The organism is Aerococcaceae bacterium DSM 111021 (assembly GCA_020112395.1).
Lineage (GTDB): Bacteria > Bacillota > Bacilli > Lactobacillales > Aerococcaceae > Ruoffia.
Genome location: JACCEK010000001.1, coordinates 88,381 through 103,263, shown reverse-complemented (window position 1 = coordinate 103,263; position 14,883 = coordinate 88,381). Strand labels below are relative to the sequence as shown.

Here is a 14,883-nt window from a genome sequence, read left to right as displayed (position 1 = left end):
AGTTTAAATTCACTTGATTATTATATCAAACAATTACACAAAATTGTATCAAACCAAAAGACTTACATCAATCTTTAATTTATCTTCATAGTTTTTACATACTAAATAGATGAATACCTAATTTTTGTCTGTTAATATATGAAATGATTATTAATTTCGTTAGGAGTCACAAAATGATAAAGAAACTTAAACCATATTTATTTAATGCATTATTTGTTTCCATTTTCTTCACAGGACTAGCTATAATATTTCAATTTACTCCCTTTGGGAAAGATACGATGCTTACAGTTGATTTAGGTCAACAATATATTGATTTTTATAGTATGTATAAAGAAACCCTTACTCAATCGCCTGAAATGCTACTTTATAGCTTTGAAAAAGCTCTCGGTGGCGAGATGCTTGGTTTGTGGGCCTATTACTTACTAAGCCCCTTTAACTTGATTTTTTTATTTTTTAACGAATCAAATTTTGAGGTCGCTGTGACGCTTATTACTTACTTAAAACTATTAACGAGCAGTTTAACATTCATGTATTTTTCTCGTCAGAAATATGCACTAAAAACTATTCCGGCCAACATATTTAGTTTATCTTACACTTTCATGAGTTATACAATCGTTTATCAATTAAATATTATGTGGTTGGATGGACTAATACTACTTCCACTAATTGCTTTAGGCTTAGATAGATTGATATCTAGCAAAGGACGTGTACTTTATGTCTTCTCTTTAGCTGTTTTATTAATCGCAAACTATTATATTGGTTATATGATTTGTATTTTCTTAGCTTTATATGCACTGTATGTCATTATAGAAAAGCAAACTACTTTTAATATAAAGGATACTGTAATCTCGTACTTTAAGTTTGGTCTACACTCAATTATCGCAGCTCTAATTGCTGGTATTGCCCTAGTTCCTACATATTATTCTCTAACACAAAATAAAGGTAGTTATTTAGAACTTGAATTAGATTGGGAAGTTGCCCATACAATACAAGATGTCGCATCAAAATTATTCGTTGGTAGCTTTAATTTTGATGAGATGTCTTCGGGCTCTCCTAATATTTATGCTGGAATGCTCGTATTATTCTTTGCTGGATTGTTTTTTATTAATAAAAAAATCAAACTTTCGGAGAAATTAGTAGCAGTATTTATTATTGGGTTTTTCGCACTTTCTTTTAGATATGATTTACTGAATAAACTTTGGCACGGCGGCCAATTTCCAATTTGGTATCACTTTAGATTCTCGTTTACTACTAGTTTTTTCATAATAATTATGGCAATTAAAGCATTCAAATACCAACCAAAGCGTTTTTCCCTTGGTGTTTTAATTACCGCTATTATTGGAATGGCGATTTTCTCTGGTTATTATTTGTGGATTAATGAGTATACGTTTTTAAATGATATAAATATATTTATATCACTCGCATTTTTCCTCGCTTTTGTCATTATTATCCAACTCGAGAGGCCAGCTAAATTAATTCGTTACTCAATTCTTTTCATTTTTGTATTTGCTGAAATGTTTATCAATGCTTACATAATCATGTCAGATATTAATTATGTTCAACAGTCAAAGTTTGAAGACTATACTGAAATATTGGATCAAAGTTTATCTGGTCTCAGACATTCAGATACTGATTTTTATCGAATTAGTAAAACATTTATGCGAACGAAAAATGAAGCAATGTACACTCATTATAGCGGTATGGATCATTTTGGTTCAACAATTGAAGCACACGTTCCTGAACTTTACGGTTACTTAGGTCAACCAGACGGTAATGGTTTCGCAACGTATACTAATGGAACGTTATTTTTAGATGATTTCTTTAATATTCGTTACTTTTTAGATTCGACCGACAATACCGATGAACATACAGATGAGGACGGGTACGTTCTTTATCCTGAAGCAACAGATTTAGATATTGATTTCCACCCTGTAATGAGTCAGTTTTCTCGAGTAAAAGTCTATGAAAATGAAAGATACTTTGGCTTAGGTATTGAAGTGAGTCCGGATATAGTGAATGAAAAAAGCTCTTTTAGTTCACATCGTCCAATCGAAAACCAAGAATTATTACTGAGCCTCATTGATTACAATGGTATAGAAGAACCTTACTTTACTGAGCATGAGTTTACAGATGTTACCTATGAGAACGTAGAAGTGACAGATACTGGGGATGGAGACTATTATACTTATAAAGATACTTCTGAAAGTGATGCTCAAACACCTAGAATTCGTTGGCATTTTGATACGACTAGTACAAATCCATATTACTTTAGTATTCCAAGTCAGTTTTCAAGCAAAAATATTTCTTTAGATTTAAATTCTAATCATTATCGTTTTTATTCTCCGTTTAGAAGACGTCAAATTTACAATGCTAGTTATAATACAATCAGAGAAGATCAATACTTTGATGTTGAATTAGAGGAAGAAGAATTACAATCAAATCTACTTGAACTCTATGAGTTTGACTTAGAACGTTATGAAAATATGATGGACACTAAACAAGATAATCAATTTAATGTTACTCAATCAAGTCACAATAGAATAAAAGGAAACATCAATATTGAACAAGATGAAGCCTATCTCTTATTCACTATTCCTTATGATGCAGCATGGAACATTAATGTCGATGGTCAAGACGTTCAGCCTGTTAGTGTTCTAAATGATACATTAATGGCTATTCCTTTAACGAATGGTCAACATACAATAGATCTTCATTACTTCCCACGTTCTATTGTGTTCGGTAGTATTTTATCTATAATAGGTTTTACTAGTTTACTTGGAGTAATTTATATTGACAGAAAAAAAGAATCAAAAAACAAGCAAAACTACTCGAAGACTCAAGCATAACTATTTTTATGTAACTTAGACATATTATCAGTACATATTGACTTAATATAGTTAGGTTAAACTCCATCTTATCAAAGAAGACAAATTTACTTGATAATTCACACTACTTTGATAAGATGAATGAATGAATGAATTTAATTAGTAAAGGACGGTTCAATGAAGAAAATATTTAATTTACTTAAACTAGGATTGAAAAATCCTCGCTATTATATTGAATCGATAAATGTACCATGGAAATATATTCATTTGGTTGCTTTTGGTTCAATATTAGTCATGACATTAGCACTTTTCATTAATATTATACCGACATTTTCTAGAATTTCACAGGATTTCTCTAATGCAGTCGAATATATTCCAGAGTATACTTTATCAGAAGGCACTTTAAATATTGCCGATGGCGAAAAACCACTCTATTATCAATCAGATTCAGTACAGATTGTAATAGATGATTCAATTAATTCTGAAATGGGCTTTGAATCTGAGATTTCAGAGAAACAACGAACGATGTTAGAGCCAAATGCGCCCTTTGGAATTTTTATTATTGAAGATTATGCTTTCTTAACAGTCGGTGAAACTGTACAAGAAATACCAGGTTATGATTACTTATTTGCAAATCAACACCGATTTGAGTTATTTTTAAATTATATCGCTGAGGAATCATTTTCAATGAACGCAATGGTATTCTTTATCATATTAGTTAGCTCATTTTTTGTTTATTGGTTCCAAATCTTACTGATTAGTATTATGGCTGGATTTTTCAATGTACGTCTCACAAGAACTATTGATTTTAAGTCTAGGATAAAACTTACAGTGGTCATTTCTTTTATTCCAATATTATTACTTGAGGCAATGTCCATTATAATTCCTGGATTCGTTGCGACTCAGTTTACACTTGCTACAATTACATTATTTCTACTTTATCTTGCTTTTAAAAACCATACTAAATTTATTCATACGATTATGAATAATTTGGATCAAATAGATACAGCTGATATGGAACAAAAAGAAAAAGATGAAGATAATGAAGAGTCCGATAAAAAATCAGATAATACTGATAAATAGATATATAGACAAAAAAACCAGCTTTTCACATTTAAATGTGAGAAACTGGTTTTTATATTACTTTTTACGTCTATTTTGACGTGCTTGAGTCTGCTTATGAGACTTAATTTGTTGATCTAATTTCTTTTTATAACCTGGTTTTACTTTTCGTTTTTTATTACGTTGTATCATACCATGTATAACAGTATCTTCATTTTTCTTTTTGTCTTCACGTTTTGCTCGTTCATTTCTAGCTTTAACTTCTTTAATCTCACCTTTTATAATATCAACAGTCTGGAATTCGATTCCTTTTTTCTCTAATGTGTGAATGTCACGTTCATTATCTGGTTCTATTAAAGTATAAGCTACACCTTTAACATTATTACGACCTGTTCTACCCACTCGATGAACAAAGAATTCTAGTTCAGTTGGAATTTCCATATTAATTACCATAGATGTTCCTGGAATATCAATCCCACGAGCCGCCAAATCAGTTGCAACTACGTATTGATATTCTAAATCACGAATTTGACGCATAACTCTTTTACGTTCTCTTGGAGTTAAACCACCGTGAATTGTCGCAACTTTTAGACCTTTATTTTTCAAGTAACCACTTACTTCGTTAGCATATTGCTTGGTATTACAGAAAACGAGCGCTAAATAAGGTTCCCCCATCGTTAATAAAGAATAAGCCAGGTCTGCTCTATTTCTTCCGCGAGTATACATTAAATAATTATCAATCATATCAGCGATAACACCCTGATTATCAATTTCAATTAATTGAGGAGATGTCATATATTTATTTAAGAATACTTCTAATGTTTGTGGAATTGTTGCTGAAAAAACCATAATCTGTAGTTTTTCTGGCATTCTAGACGCGATTTCATCGATAGTTGATAAGAATCCTAAATCCATTGTCATGTCTGCTTCATCGACAACAAACGTTTTGGTTGATTGAACCCAAAGTGCATTTTCAGACATTAAGTCAAAAATTCTCCCCGGAGTACCAATAACTAATTGAGGTTGATCATTATTTTGTAACTTTTCTACTTGTCTTTGTTTATCAGTACCTCCAATGTATCGAACTACTTTTATTGGTTTTTCTGAAAAACTAGCAATTTGAATAGCTACATTATATAACTGTTCTGCCAATTCTCTACTTGGTGCTGTAACAACTGCTTGCACTTCATTAGCATTTGGATTAATTTGATTTAGTATGGGAACTAAAAAACTATGTGTCTTTCCAGATCCTGTTTGTGATTGTACAATTAAGCTCTGTCCACTTAAAGCTTGTGGAATTACTTCTTCTTGTACAGGTGTTAATTTTTCAAAGTGAATATCAGTTAACGCGTTCTTAATAAACTCTTGAATTGATAAATCTTTAAATAATTTCATAGTAAACTCCTTTCATTGTGCTTTTTACTAACATGTCAAATTATACAAGTATCAGTTAAGAAAAACAAACCATAGTAATATTAAAATAAAATGAATGAATTATTAGATTTTAGCATCCTTAAATTGTAACTTACTCGTTTTTGAGCTATAATATTGTTTGTTAAAGATGGAGGGATCTCATGGAAAAACATCGTTTATTAATTACATTATTTGGAGCAACAGGTGATTTAGCTGCTCGAAAATTGTATCCAGCGATTTATCGATTATACAAAAACAATTATATATCAGAACATTTTGCATTGATAGGAACTGCTCGTCGACCTTGGACCAATGAGTATTTACGTGAAGTTGTCCTAGATAGTATTAAAGACGAAGTAGACGATAAGGCACATGCAGAAGAATTTATTTCTCATTTCTATTATCAATCGCATGATGTAAATGATGTTGACGAATATTATCATTTACAAGACTTAGCTACTGAATTAGAAGAGAAATATAAAACAGAGGGCAATAGAATTTTCTATATTTCACTCTCACCTAGCTTGTTCCCTATTATCACTCAACACATTAAAAATTCAGGTCTTGCAACTGATAATGGTTATAACCGTTTAATTATTGAAAAACCATTCGGTAATGACTTTCAATCAGCAAATGAATTACAAGACCAACTTCAAGTTTCATTTGAAGAAAATGAAATATACCGAATTGATCATTATTTAGGTAAAGGTTTTATTAAATCTCTCCTAAATTTACGATTCAGTAATATTATGTTTAAATCTATTTGGAATAAGGAAAGCATCGATCATGTTCAGATTACATTGGCTGAAGAAGTTGGCGTTGAAGACCGCGGTGACTATTACGAAAATAGCGGTGTATCCAAAGACATGATTCAAAACCATGCTCTACAGATGCTCTCTCTTGTCGCTATGAATGAACCAAAAGATGACCAACCTGAATCAATTCGTCAAGAAAAAATTCATATTCTTAAAAATTTACACCAATATGAAACAGTTGATGAACTGAACGAAAATGTCGTTCGGGGTCAATACGGAAGCAGTTCAGCAAATGAATATAAGGCTTATCGTGATGAAGATAAAGTGGACCCTGAATCGACAACTGAAACTTATTTCGCAGCGAAAGTCTCAATTGACTTACCAGAATGGGAAGGTACTCCATTTTTTATTCGTTCTGGAAAACGATTAAATGGTAAATTCACGACTATCCATGTTCAATTTAAATCAACGAGAGAGGACATTTTAGGCAATAGATTAATGATTGAAATTAACCCTGATCTAGTTTATCGTTTATACTTAAACCAAGAAACTATTGGGTATACAAATGATTTGAATCAAATTGAATTATCGTACTCACCTAGTGAAGAAGAGATTAGTTCTATGCCCGCAGATTACGAGCGGTTAATTTTGGCTTGTATTCAAGGTAATCTAAATAACTTCAATCACTGGCTTGAAGTAGCACATGATTGGAAGTTTGTCGATAATATTCAAAAATTATGGAAACAAGCACCAACGCCTGATTTTCCTAATTACCCCGCTATGTCAGCTGGTCCAAAAGCAGCTGATGAATTAATTGAAAAGCAAGGCTTTAGTTGGTTTGATTAAAATGACAACATAAAAAAAGGACCAAGTTGAATTAAATCCCAACTTGGTCCTTTTTTGTCTTTATTCAGTTATATTACTCAAATATTCTTTTGTAACTTTACTTAAATCTTCAATTAAATTATTCATTTCTTCTTTACTATATACTGATGCACCACTTGCTTTGGGATGGCCACCACCATTATATTTAGCTGCTACTTGATTAATTTCAGGTCCTTTAGACCTTACTCTTACTCTCCAATAAGGATTATTTCCTTGTTGTTCAATGAATAATGCCCATGTTTTCACGCCTTCAATACTTCCTGGTATCCCAACCGAAGTATTAGCCTCTTCTTCTGAAATTCCATAACGAACCAAATCGTCTTGATTAATAAGGATATGAGCAACGCCAGTCTCATCAACCTTAATTTGATCTAATACAAATCCCTGGAACTTAGCTTGTGCCATCGTAATGGTATTAAATCGGTCATTAATAATAAAATGATTAATATCCATTTTAAGCATTGCCGCTGCTGTTTTAAGTGTCGTTTCACTTGTCGAATCATACATGAAACGTCCAGTATCTCCAACAATCCCTGCATATAGCATAAAAGCAGCGTCTTTAGTTAATGGTAATTCAGAATTTAATTCTAATGAAATGTTCGCGATTATCTCACTACACGAACTTGCTTCTGTATATACCATTTCCAAATCTCCATAGCTATCCACATCAGGATGGTGGTCAATTTTAACAAGTTTTGATCCCTTATTATATCGTTTATCATCGATTCTAGGATGATTTGCTGTATCCACAACAATTACCAATGCATCTTGATAGTCTGAATCTTGTATATCGTCCATTTTCCCCATCCAAGATAGGCCCTTAGTCATTGTTCCAGCAGCCAATACCCTTTTATTTGGATAAGCATTTTCAATTAAATATTTCAATCCAAGTTGTGAGCCAAATGCATCTGGATCAGGTCTCACATGACGGTGGATAATAATTGTGTCATTTTCTTTAATATATGATAATAATTGTTGTAATTTATCTGTTTCTAAATACATTTTGTACTCCTTCTATGCCAAATTTACTGTGTTTCTATTACTTGTGACGTGATGATTGCCTTCGCCACTAAGGAATTCTCATGAAATACATTAACCTCTATCAACGCAGTGCGTCTATTTTGATTGAATATATCTACTTTAAACTGGATAACATTACCCATTTGAATTAATTTAAAATAATGTAAATCAATTTTTTCAATAATATGATTTTGATTTGTTGTGTCATAAAACTTTTGATAGGCTGAATGCGAAATTAATTCACATAATACCCCATATGAAATTGTACCTAAACTATTTAACATCTGTGGTTGGACTACCACATGATAGTCATACTTATGTTCTGGTGTTTGTAATAAATACTCTTCAATATGCATAATAATGTCATCTTGGAATGTATTGACGATTTGAGGTTGTTTTTGAATAAGTTGAATGCCACGCATAATATCTTGACGAGACACTACGCCTAATAATTCCATATTATCTTCAATAACCGGTATCATTTCAATATCTTCACGGACCATTAACTGCGAAACACTGGCTATAGTCATGTGTTTCTGGACTGTAACTAGATTTTTAGTCATGACTCTTTCAATAAGTACTGAGTCAGATTTACCAATTAAATCTTTTGCTGTCACAACCCCGATTAATCGACTATTATGATGTACCGGAAAGCGTGAAAGCCCAGATTGTCGCGATAATTTATAGAAAGATTTTGCTGTTTCCTGTGCAGTTAAAGCAGGAGTTTGATCTATCGGTGTAAATATATCAGCTATTGTCATGATTTCTTTTTTTATCTCTTGATCTGCCATTGAGCGGTTAATAATTGTTGCAACTGTAAACGAGTCAAATGGTGTTGATATAACGGGTAATTTTTTTTCATTCGCAAGATTAATAACTTTATCACTTGCATCGAATCCTCCGGTAATAAGGACCGCCACATCATTTTCAAGTGCTAATTGCTGAACACCTTCTCTATTACCTACAATTATAAGTGAATTTGGCACAAAGTATTTCTTAACAGCATTTTCTGTCATTGCGCCAATTATAAACTTGTTTAGGTGAAGATTTAATCCTTCTTCACCACCTAATACTGTACCTTCTATCATTGAAACCATTTCGCTAAATCTCAACATTTCGGGTAAAAATTTTGACTTTTTTTCGATACGTATTGTTCCAACTCGTTCAATAGTTGAAACAATTCCAAGCGATTCGGCATCTTTAATAGCCCTATATGCTGTACCTTCACTCATGTTTAGATGCTTGGCAATTCCACGCACTGATATCTTCTCGCCAATTGGAAGTGTTTCAATATATTGTAGTATTTGATTATGTTTAGTAGTCACTAAATCCCTCCAGATAAGTAAAAAACTGTTATACTGTAATTTGATAATTACAGTATAACAGTTTAAATGCTTATTGAAAATATTAATTAACCTAAAGCAACATCTAATACCATCATTAAAACAAACCCACCGATTAATGCTAAAGTCGCATCATCAGTATGATTGGAAGACTGTGATTCAGGTATTAATTGTTCAACAACAACGAAAATCATTGCACCTGCAGCAAAAGCTAATGCGTAGGGCAATAGTTCTTGAACTACTAATACTGCAGCCGCACCAATTACCGCTGCTACAGGCTCAACAATAGCTGATAACTGTCCCAGTTGGAATGCCTTTTGCTTCGTTCTACCATCCGCATATAGCGGTAAAGATAAAGCAGAACCTTCAGGTATGTTTTGTAATCCTATACCAATTGCTAGAGCAATTGCTCCAGACATTGTAGCCCCAGCATTTCCAATACTTGCTGCTGCAAAGGCCACACCTAAAGCAAGCCCTTCAGGTATATTATGAATGGTCACTGCTAAGAAAAGCATCGTTGGTTTTGATAACTTTCGGTTCTCAGAGTCCCCATGATCCTCTGCTAAATGGGTATGTGGTACGATGTAGTCAAGTAATCGCAGAAACAATCCCCCCGTAGTAAAGCCAATAGCTACTGGTAGCCAAGTTGGTAATGAAGATGTACTCACCTCTGCATAATCTAAAGCCGGTGCTAATAACGACCAAAAAGAAGCAGCAATCATGACTCCTGCAGCAAAACCTTGCATGATAGCTAAGAATCGGTCATTAACATTTTTAAAAAGAAAAACAAAAGAGGATCCAAATAATGTACAAAGCCAAGTAAAAATACCGGCAATAAATGCCTGTAAAACAGGATTACTAAATAATTCCATATTAAAATTCTCCTAGTCTAACTCAAGTTTAATTGATGTGTATAATGGATGATCAAAATTTGAAAAAGTCACACCTAATAATCGAATCGAACGATCTAAATGACCGTGTTCTTCCCAAATTTTCTCCGCCAATTCAATACTTTCGCCAACTGTTTCTATGGTCTCATTTGATTGAATTTGTCGAGTTATCGTTTCAAAATTATCATACCGTATCTTTAACGTTATAGTATGAGCTCTCATTTTGGAAATTTCATGTCTTTCATCCACTTTACGTATCAATTTAATGATATTATCTAATACTTCAGACTCTAATTCAAGGAATACCGAAAAAGTTCTCTCTCTGCCGATGGATTTACGTTCTCTTTGGTTATTTACTGGCGTATTGTGTACGCCTCGTACTTTAAAATACAGAGAATACCCCATCTTCCCAAAATGTTTAATCAGTTCATCCAATGTTCTTTCGTGTAAGTCTTCCCCAGTAAAAATACCCAATTCATGAAAGTAAGGTAATGACTTATTTCCCACTCCATGAAATTTATCAATGCTTAAACTTTTTAAAAATTGAATGGCATGTTTCGGTTCAACTAGTGTTGTACCGTTTGGCTTATTATAATCTGATGCAATCTTAGCAATAAATTTATTATAGGATATCCCAATAGAACATGTTAAACGAGTACGGCGATAGACTTCTTGTTGTATTTCTTTAGCCATAATTGTTGCACTCTTCATATTCTTTTTATTTATCGTCACATCCAAATACGCTTCATCTAATGAAACGGGTTCTATCAAATCGGTATATTCACTAAATATTTCTCTTATTTGTAAAGATATTTTTTTATAATAATGTATATCTCCTTGAATGAATACCGCTTTAGGACAACGTATATAAGCTTCTTGTGCGGACATTGCTGAATGTATTCCGTACTTTCTTGCTTCGTAATTACATGTCGAAACAATCCCTCTTCCTCCAGTAAGTTTAGGATGCTTTGCTATTACAACAGGTTTATTCATTAATTTAGGATTATCTCTCATCTCAACACTTGCATAAAAAGCATCCATATCAACATGTAAAATCTTTCTAGATGTATCTGGTTCAACATCATCAAAAGACAATAGACCATATTGCATCACAATTCACCTCACTTTAATATATATATTATACAAACATCTGTTCGCAATATCAATCACTATGTATATTTGTATGCAGAATGTTAATTCTGCTTGATTATCTGTCCTGCTTCAATATAATTATATACTCTGAATTTCATAAAATTCAATTATTGGAGGAAATTAGTTGTCTGAAACTAAAATTAATCAAGTCAATCAACTTTTTCCTTTAGTCACTTCACAGAAACAGTCGCTTTTATGAGCATTAAGTTTTTAAAATACATACACTGATTCTATACGTTACTCAAGATATGCAGTAATGACCAATGGCCTTTTTTTCACTTATATACGTACAAAAGATTACCCATTCCCACACCTACAAACTCGAATCTTATTAACATACCTGGAGTTGATGTCAGTTTTAAAATTCCCTTATATATCTAGAAAAAGCTCCAAGAATTGCCAGATTGGCTAATTCTTGGAGCTTTCATAAATATTATAGAGTACCTTCTGTATCATCGCTTTCTTCAGCAATATCTTCTTGGTATTCTTCGCTAGCAATATCATTCGCCACCTCAACTTGACGGTTTTCAATGTTACCACCTTGTGTAATTGTTGCAATTGCACTCGTTGTAAATGTTAAATACACACCTTCACAATCAAGAACTACTGTTTGACTACTTTGACTAACTTCATCAACAACTCCATGAAGTCCTCCGATTGTAACCACAGAATCCCCTGGTTGCATATTACTTAACATATCTTGTTTTTTCTGCGCTTGTTTCTTTTGCGGTCTAATTAACATGAAGTACATTACACCAAATAAAACTATAAACGGCATAAAACTCAGAATAAATTCCATTAACGATTGTCATCCTTTCATTTTTAAAGCATACGATTAGTGTAACAAAAATTTTCACATTTAGCTACATTCTAGAAGCTTTTTGCATTTGGTTTATTATATCCATATCTTTCAAAGAAATCTTCTCTGAATTCAAGTAATTGATCATTCTTTATCGCTTCTCTCACATTACGCATTAATTCAAGTAAGAAATAGACATTATGAATCGATGCTAGACGCATACCGAAAAGCTCATCTGTCTTGATTAAATGTCTTACGTAAGCACGTGTATAGTTACGACAAGTATAACAATTACAATTCTCATCAATTGGTCTGAAATCGCGTGCATATTGAGCATTTTTAACAACTAAGCGCCCAGCACTTGTCATACATGTCCCATTTCTTGCGATACGTGTAGCTAGAACGCAATCGAACATATCAACGCCACGCATAACTCCATCAATTAAAGCATCAGGTGATCCTACACCCATCAAATAACGCGGTTTATGCTTGGGCAGCTCAGGTGTTAAGTAATCTAATACACTATTCATTTCTTCTTTAGTTTCTCCAACCGACAAACCACCAATTGAATAACCTGGAAAATCTAGTGAAACTAAATCTCTAGCATGTTGGATACGTAAGTCTTTATAACCGGCCCCTTGAACGATACCAAATAATGCTTGATCATTTGAACGTTGGTGCGCTTTAAGTCCACGTTCTGCCCAACGTGTTGTTCGATGTATCGATTTTTCAACATAATCATGAGTATGGTGAAAATCAGGACATTCGTCAAAACTCATAATGATATCTGCACCTAATGCATTTTCGATTTGAATAGCCTTTTCAGGTGATAAGAATAATTTCTCACCACTAATATGATTTCTAAAATGGACCCCTTCTTCTTCAATTTTTCGCATATCGCTTAAAGAAAACACTTGGAATCCTCCAGAATCCGTTAACACTCCACGATTCCAGTTCATAAATTTATGTAAACCACCTGCTTCTTCAACTATATCTTCTCCAGGTCTTAACCAAAGATGGTATGTATTACTCAATACAATCTCTGCTCCCATGTCTTTTAACTCTTCAGGTGATAAACCTTTTACTGTTGCTAAAGTCCCCACTGGCATATAAATAGGTGTTTCGAAACTACCATGTGGCGTGTGCAGCACCCCTAGTCTAGCTCCTGTATTTTTCTCTTCTTTAATTAATTCATATCTTATTGCTGATTCTGTCATAATGATTCCTTCCTTTTATTGCTGTAATTCAACTTCAAAAACGACTGGATAAAGTTTTCCAGTAACATAAAATCGATTACCTTCAATATGTGCTATCCCATTTAAAGTATCGATTTCTTTCAACTCTTGGTCTGTAAAAGTATCTTCAATTATTTCTGTGAAATCATACTGATATTCAACTATACCAGTGATTGGATTGATAGCAATGATTGTATCAGTATACCATACATTTGCATATATATATCCGTTTGCATATTCCAACTCATTAATTTCTTCAACTAACATCCCGTTATACGAAACCTCAATGCTATCAAGTATTTCGAATGTATCAGGATCACGTTGTTCGATTATACTGGTACCATCAGACATCCAAATTATATCTTTTTCTTCGTCATAAGCGAGCCCCCAACCTTCACCGTCATAATTGACAGTGTTGATTATCTCTAGTGTTTCTTTGTTGCGTTTAAAAGCAACACCGCTTCGCCAAGTAAGTTGCCAAACTGCATCCGAAGTTACAGTCAAACCTTCACCAAAGAACTCTTCAGCTAATTCATCAATAACATCATACTCCCCTGTTGCTAAATCCAAGTAACCAATCTTTGATTCTCCATATAATCCTGTAGAGAGTAATAATTCATTATTTTGATTCAATTCCAATCCTTGAGTGAATGCACTTGATTCACTTGGGTGAATGGATATTAGATTATATTCATCTTGAGAAGAGACTGGGATTATTGGTATAATATGATGAAGGCATATTAATATTATTATTTTTTGAACGATTTTCTTCATAAGTACCCACTTTCATTTCATGCAAATAATACATTAATATTATCATATTTTTTAATAGAAAGGTCGTTAGTAATGAATCTCTATTCGTTTTTATTAATTGTTGTTAAGGTTATTTTATTCCTATTTAATGGAAAACCTATTGTTATTGGAAGAGAAAATTTGCCCAAAGATGCTGCCATTATAGCATCAACACATCGGCATTGGTTAGACCCAGTTATATTAGCCATAGCAGTAGAACCTACTGAAATAGCCTTTATGGCAAAGGATACTTTATTTAAAAATAAAATATTCCAATACTTACTACCTAGATTGAATGTTTTTCCTGTAAAAAGAGAAAAACCTTCACCTAAATCACTCCGTAGAGGTGTTGAAGTTATGAATGAAGAAAATAAACATCTTGGGATTTTCCCTACTGGATCACGGTACTCTACTGAAGTTAAAGGTGGAACTGCCTTTATCCAACGGTTGAGTAAAAAAGATATTCTTCCTGTGGCGGTTCAACCTCCATTAAATGGGAAAGAGTTTTTCCTTCGAAAAAAAGCAAAGGTAGCTATCGGACAACCCATTTCTTTTGATGATTCCAAGAAATACACTAGAGATGAATTGAAAAGTATTGACATTGCTATTGCACAGGCATTTGATGATTTAGACAAGCAGTTAGATCCGGATTATGTTTATATTCCTCCCAAAAAAGATTAAAAAAGCGATGCTTAATATCATTCTCACATAA

The 14,883-nt window shown here is 33.0% G+C and carries 12 protein-coding genes; 4 read left to right on the top strand and 8 right to left on the bottom strand.

Translation table 11 applies throughout. From position 1 onward, the window contains the following. Window positions 1-173: 173 nt before the first annotated feature. Together HYQ40_00545 and HYQ40_00540 are read left to right on the top strand one after the other, a co-directional pair. Entirely contained in the window at window positions 174-2,846 is a 2,673-nt protein-coding gene (locus tag HYQ40_00545; GenBank protein ID MBZ6526243.1) for a YfhO family protein, read from the top strand. A gap of 156 nt (window positions 2,847-3,002) precedes the next feature. Then, entirely contained in the window at window positions 3,003-3,908 is a 906-nt protein-coding gene (locus tag HYQ40_00540) for a DUF1189 family protein (GenBank protein MBZ6526242.1), read from the top strand. 57 nt (window positions 3,909-3,965) lie between these two features. Here HYQ40_00540 and HYQ40_00535 read toward each other — a convergent pair whose 3' ends face one another. Then, window positions 3,966-5,282, bottom strand: a complete 1,317-nt coding sequence (locus HYQ40_00535; GenBank protein MBZ6526241.1) for a DEAD/DEAH box helicase — start codon at window positions 5,280-5,282, stop codon at window positions 3,966-3,968. 179 nt (window positions 5,283-5,461) lie between these two features. Between HYQ40_00535 and HYQ40_00530 the strand changes: the two genes are divergently transcribed. Then, window positions 5,462-6,901, top strand: coding sequence for a glucose-6-phosphate dehydrogenase (locus HYQ40_00530; GenBank protein MBZ6526240.1), 1,440 nt, complete (start codon window positions 5,462-5,464; stop codon window positions 6,899-6,901). A gap of 60 nt (window positions 6,902-6,961) precedes the next feature. Here HYQ40_00530 and HYQ40_00525 read toward each other — a convergent pair whose 3' ends face one another. From HYQ40_00525 to HYQ40_00495, 7 genes are all read right to left on the bottom strand, one after another. After that, the gene (locus tag HYQ40_00525; protein ID MBZ6526239.1) at window positions 6,962-7,942 is read right to left on the bottom strand and encodes a bifunctional oligoribonuclease/PAP phosphatase NrnA; all 981 of its coding nucleotides are present in this window, start codon (window positions 7,940-7,942) and stop codon (window positions 6,962-6,964) included. A 23-nt stretch (window positions 7,943-7,965) separates the two neighbouring features. Beyond that, window positions 7,966-9,285: a CBS domain-containing protein gene (locus HYQ40_00520; protein ID MBZ6526238.1), complete on the bottom strand. Its 1,320-nt coding sequence runs from the start codon at window positions 9,283-9,285 to the stop codon at window positions 7,966-7,968. Between the two features lie 86 nt (window positions 9,286-9,371). After that, the gene (locus HYQ40_00515) at window positions 9,372-10,175 is read right to left on the bottom strand and encodes a ZIP family metal transporter (protein ID MBZ6526237.1); all 804 of its coding nucleotides are present in this window, start codon (window positions 10,173-10,175) and stop codon (window positions 9,372-9,374) included. 12 nt (window positions 10,176-10,187) lie between these two features. Further along, a complete protein-coding gene (gene dinB, locus HYQ40_00510) occupies window positions 10,188-11,303 on the bottom strand; it encodes a DNA polymerase IV (protein MBZ6526236.1) in 1,116 nt (371 codons plus the stop codon). 475 nt (window positions 11,304-11,778) lie between these two features. Next, window positions 11,779-12,144 (bottom strand): preprotein translocase subunit YajC, encoded by a 366-nt coding sequence (gene yajC, locus HYQ40_00505; protein MBZ6526235.1) that lies wholly within the window; start codon window positions 12,142-12,144, stop codon window positions 11,779-11,781. A 71-nt stretch (window positions 12,145-12,215) separates the two neighbouring features. Continuing rightward, entirely contained in the window at window positions 12,216-13,361 is a 1,146-nt protein-coding gene (tgt, locus tag HYQ40_00500; GenBank protein ID MBZ6526234.1) for a tRNA guanosine(34) transglycosylase Tgt, read from the bottom strand. A 15-nt stretch (window positions 13,362-13,376) separates the two neighbouring features. Then, entirely contained in the window at window positions 13,377-14,153 is a 777-nt protein-coding gene (locus HYQ40_00495) for a glutaminyl-peptide cyclotransferase (GenBank protein MBZ6526233.1), read from the bottom strand. Window positions 14,154-14,225: 72 nt separating this feature from the next. Here HYQ40_00495 and HYQ40_00490 point away from each other — a divergent pair, with 72 nt between their 5' ends. Further along, window positions 14,226-14,852, top strand: a complete 627-nt coding sequence (locus HYQ40_00490) for a 1-acyl-sn-glycerol-3-phosphate acyltransferase (protein MBZ6526232.1) — start codon at window positions 14,226-14,228, stop codon at window positions 14,850-14,852. The last annotated feature ends 31 nt before the right edge of the window (window positions 14,853-14,883 follow it).

Bases quoted from the DNA above. Each gene is read 5' to 3' on its own strand.
- HYQ40_00545 (MBZ6526243.1), top strand. From the start codon at position 174: ATGATAAAGAAACTTAAACCATATTTATTTAATGCATTATTTGTTTCC.
- HYQ40_00540 (MBZ6526242.1), top strand. From the start codon at position 3,003: ATGAAGAAAATATTTAATTTACTTAAACTAGGATTGAAAAATCCTCGC.
- HYQ40_00535 (MBZ6526241.1), bottom strand. From the start codon at position 5,282: ATGAAATTATTTAAAGATTTATCAATTCAAGAGTTTATTAAGAACGCG.
- HYQ40_00530 (MBZ6526240.1), top strand. From the start codon at position 5,462: ATGGAAAAACATCGTTTATTAATTACATTATTTGGAGCAACAGGTGAT.
- HYQ40_00525 (MBZ6526239.1), bottom strand. From the start codon at position 7,942: ATGTATTTAGAAACAGATAAATTACAACAATTATTATCATATATTAAA.
- HYQ40_00515 (MBZ6526237.1), bottom strand. From the start codon at position 10,175: ATGGAATTATTTAGTAATCCTGTTTTACAGGCATTTATTGCCGGTATT.
- dinB (MBZ6526236.1), bottom strand. From the start codon at position 11,303: ATGCAATATGGTCTATTGTCTTTTGATGATGTTGAACCAGATACATCT.
- yajC (MBZ6526235.1), bottom strand. From the start codon at position 12,144: ATGGAATTTATTCTGAGTTTTATGCCGTTTATAGTTTTATTTGGTGTA.
- tgt (MBZ6526234.1), bottom strand. From the start codon at position 13,361: ATGACAGAATCAGCAATAAGATATGAATTAATTAAAGAAGAGAAAAAT.
- HYQ40_00495 (MBZ6526233.1), bottom strand. From the start codon at position 14,153: ATGAAGAAAATCGTTCAAAAAATAATAATATTAATATGCCTTCATCAT.
- HYQ40_00490 (MBZ6526232.1), top strand. From the start codon at position 14,226: ATGAATCTCTATTCGTTTTTATTAATTGTTGTTAAGGTTATTTTATTC.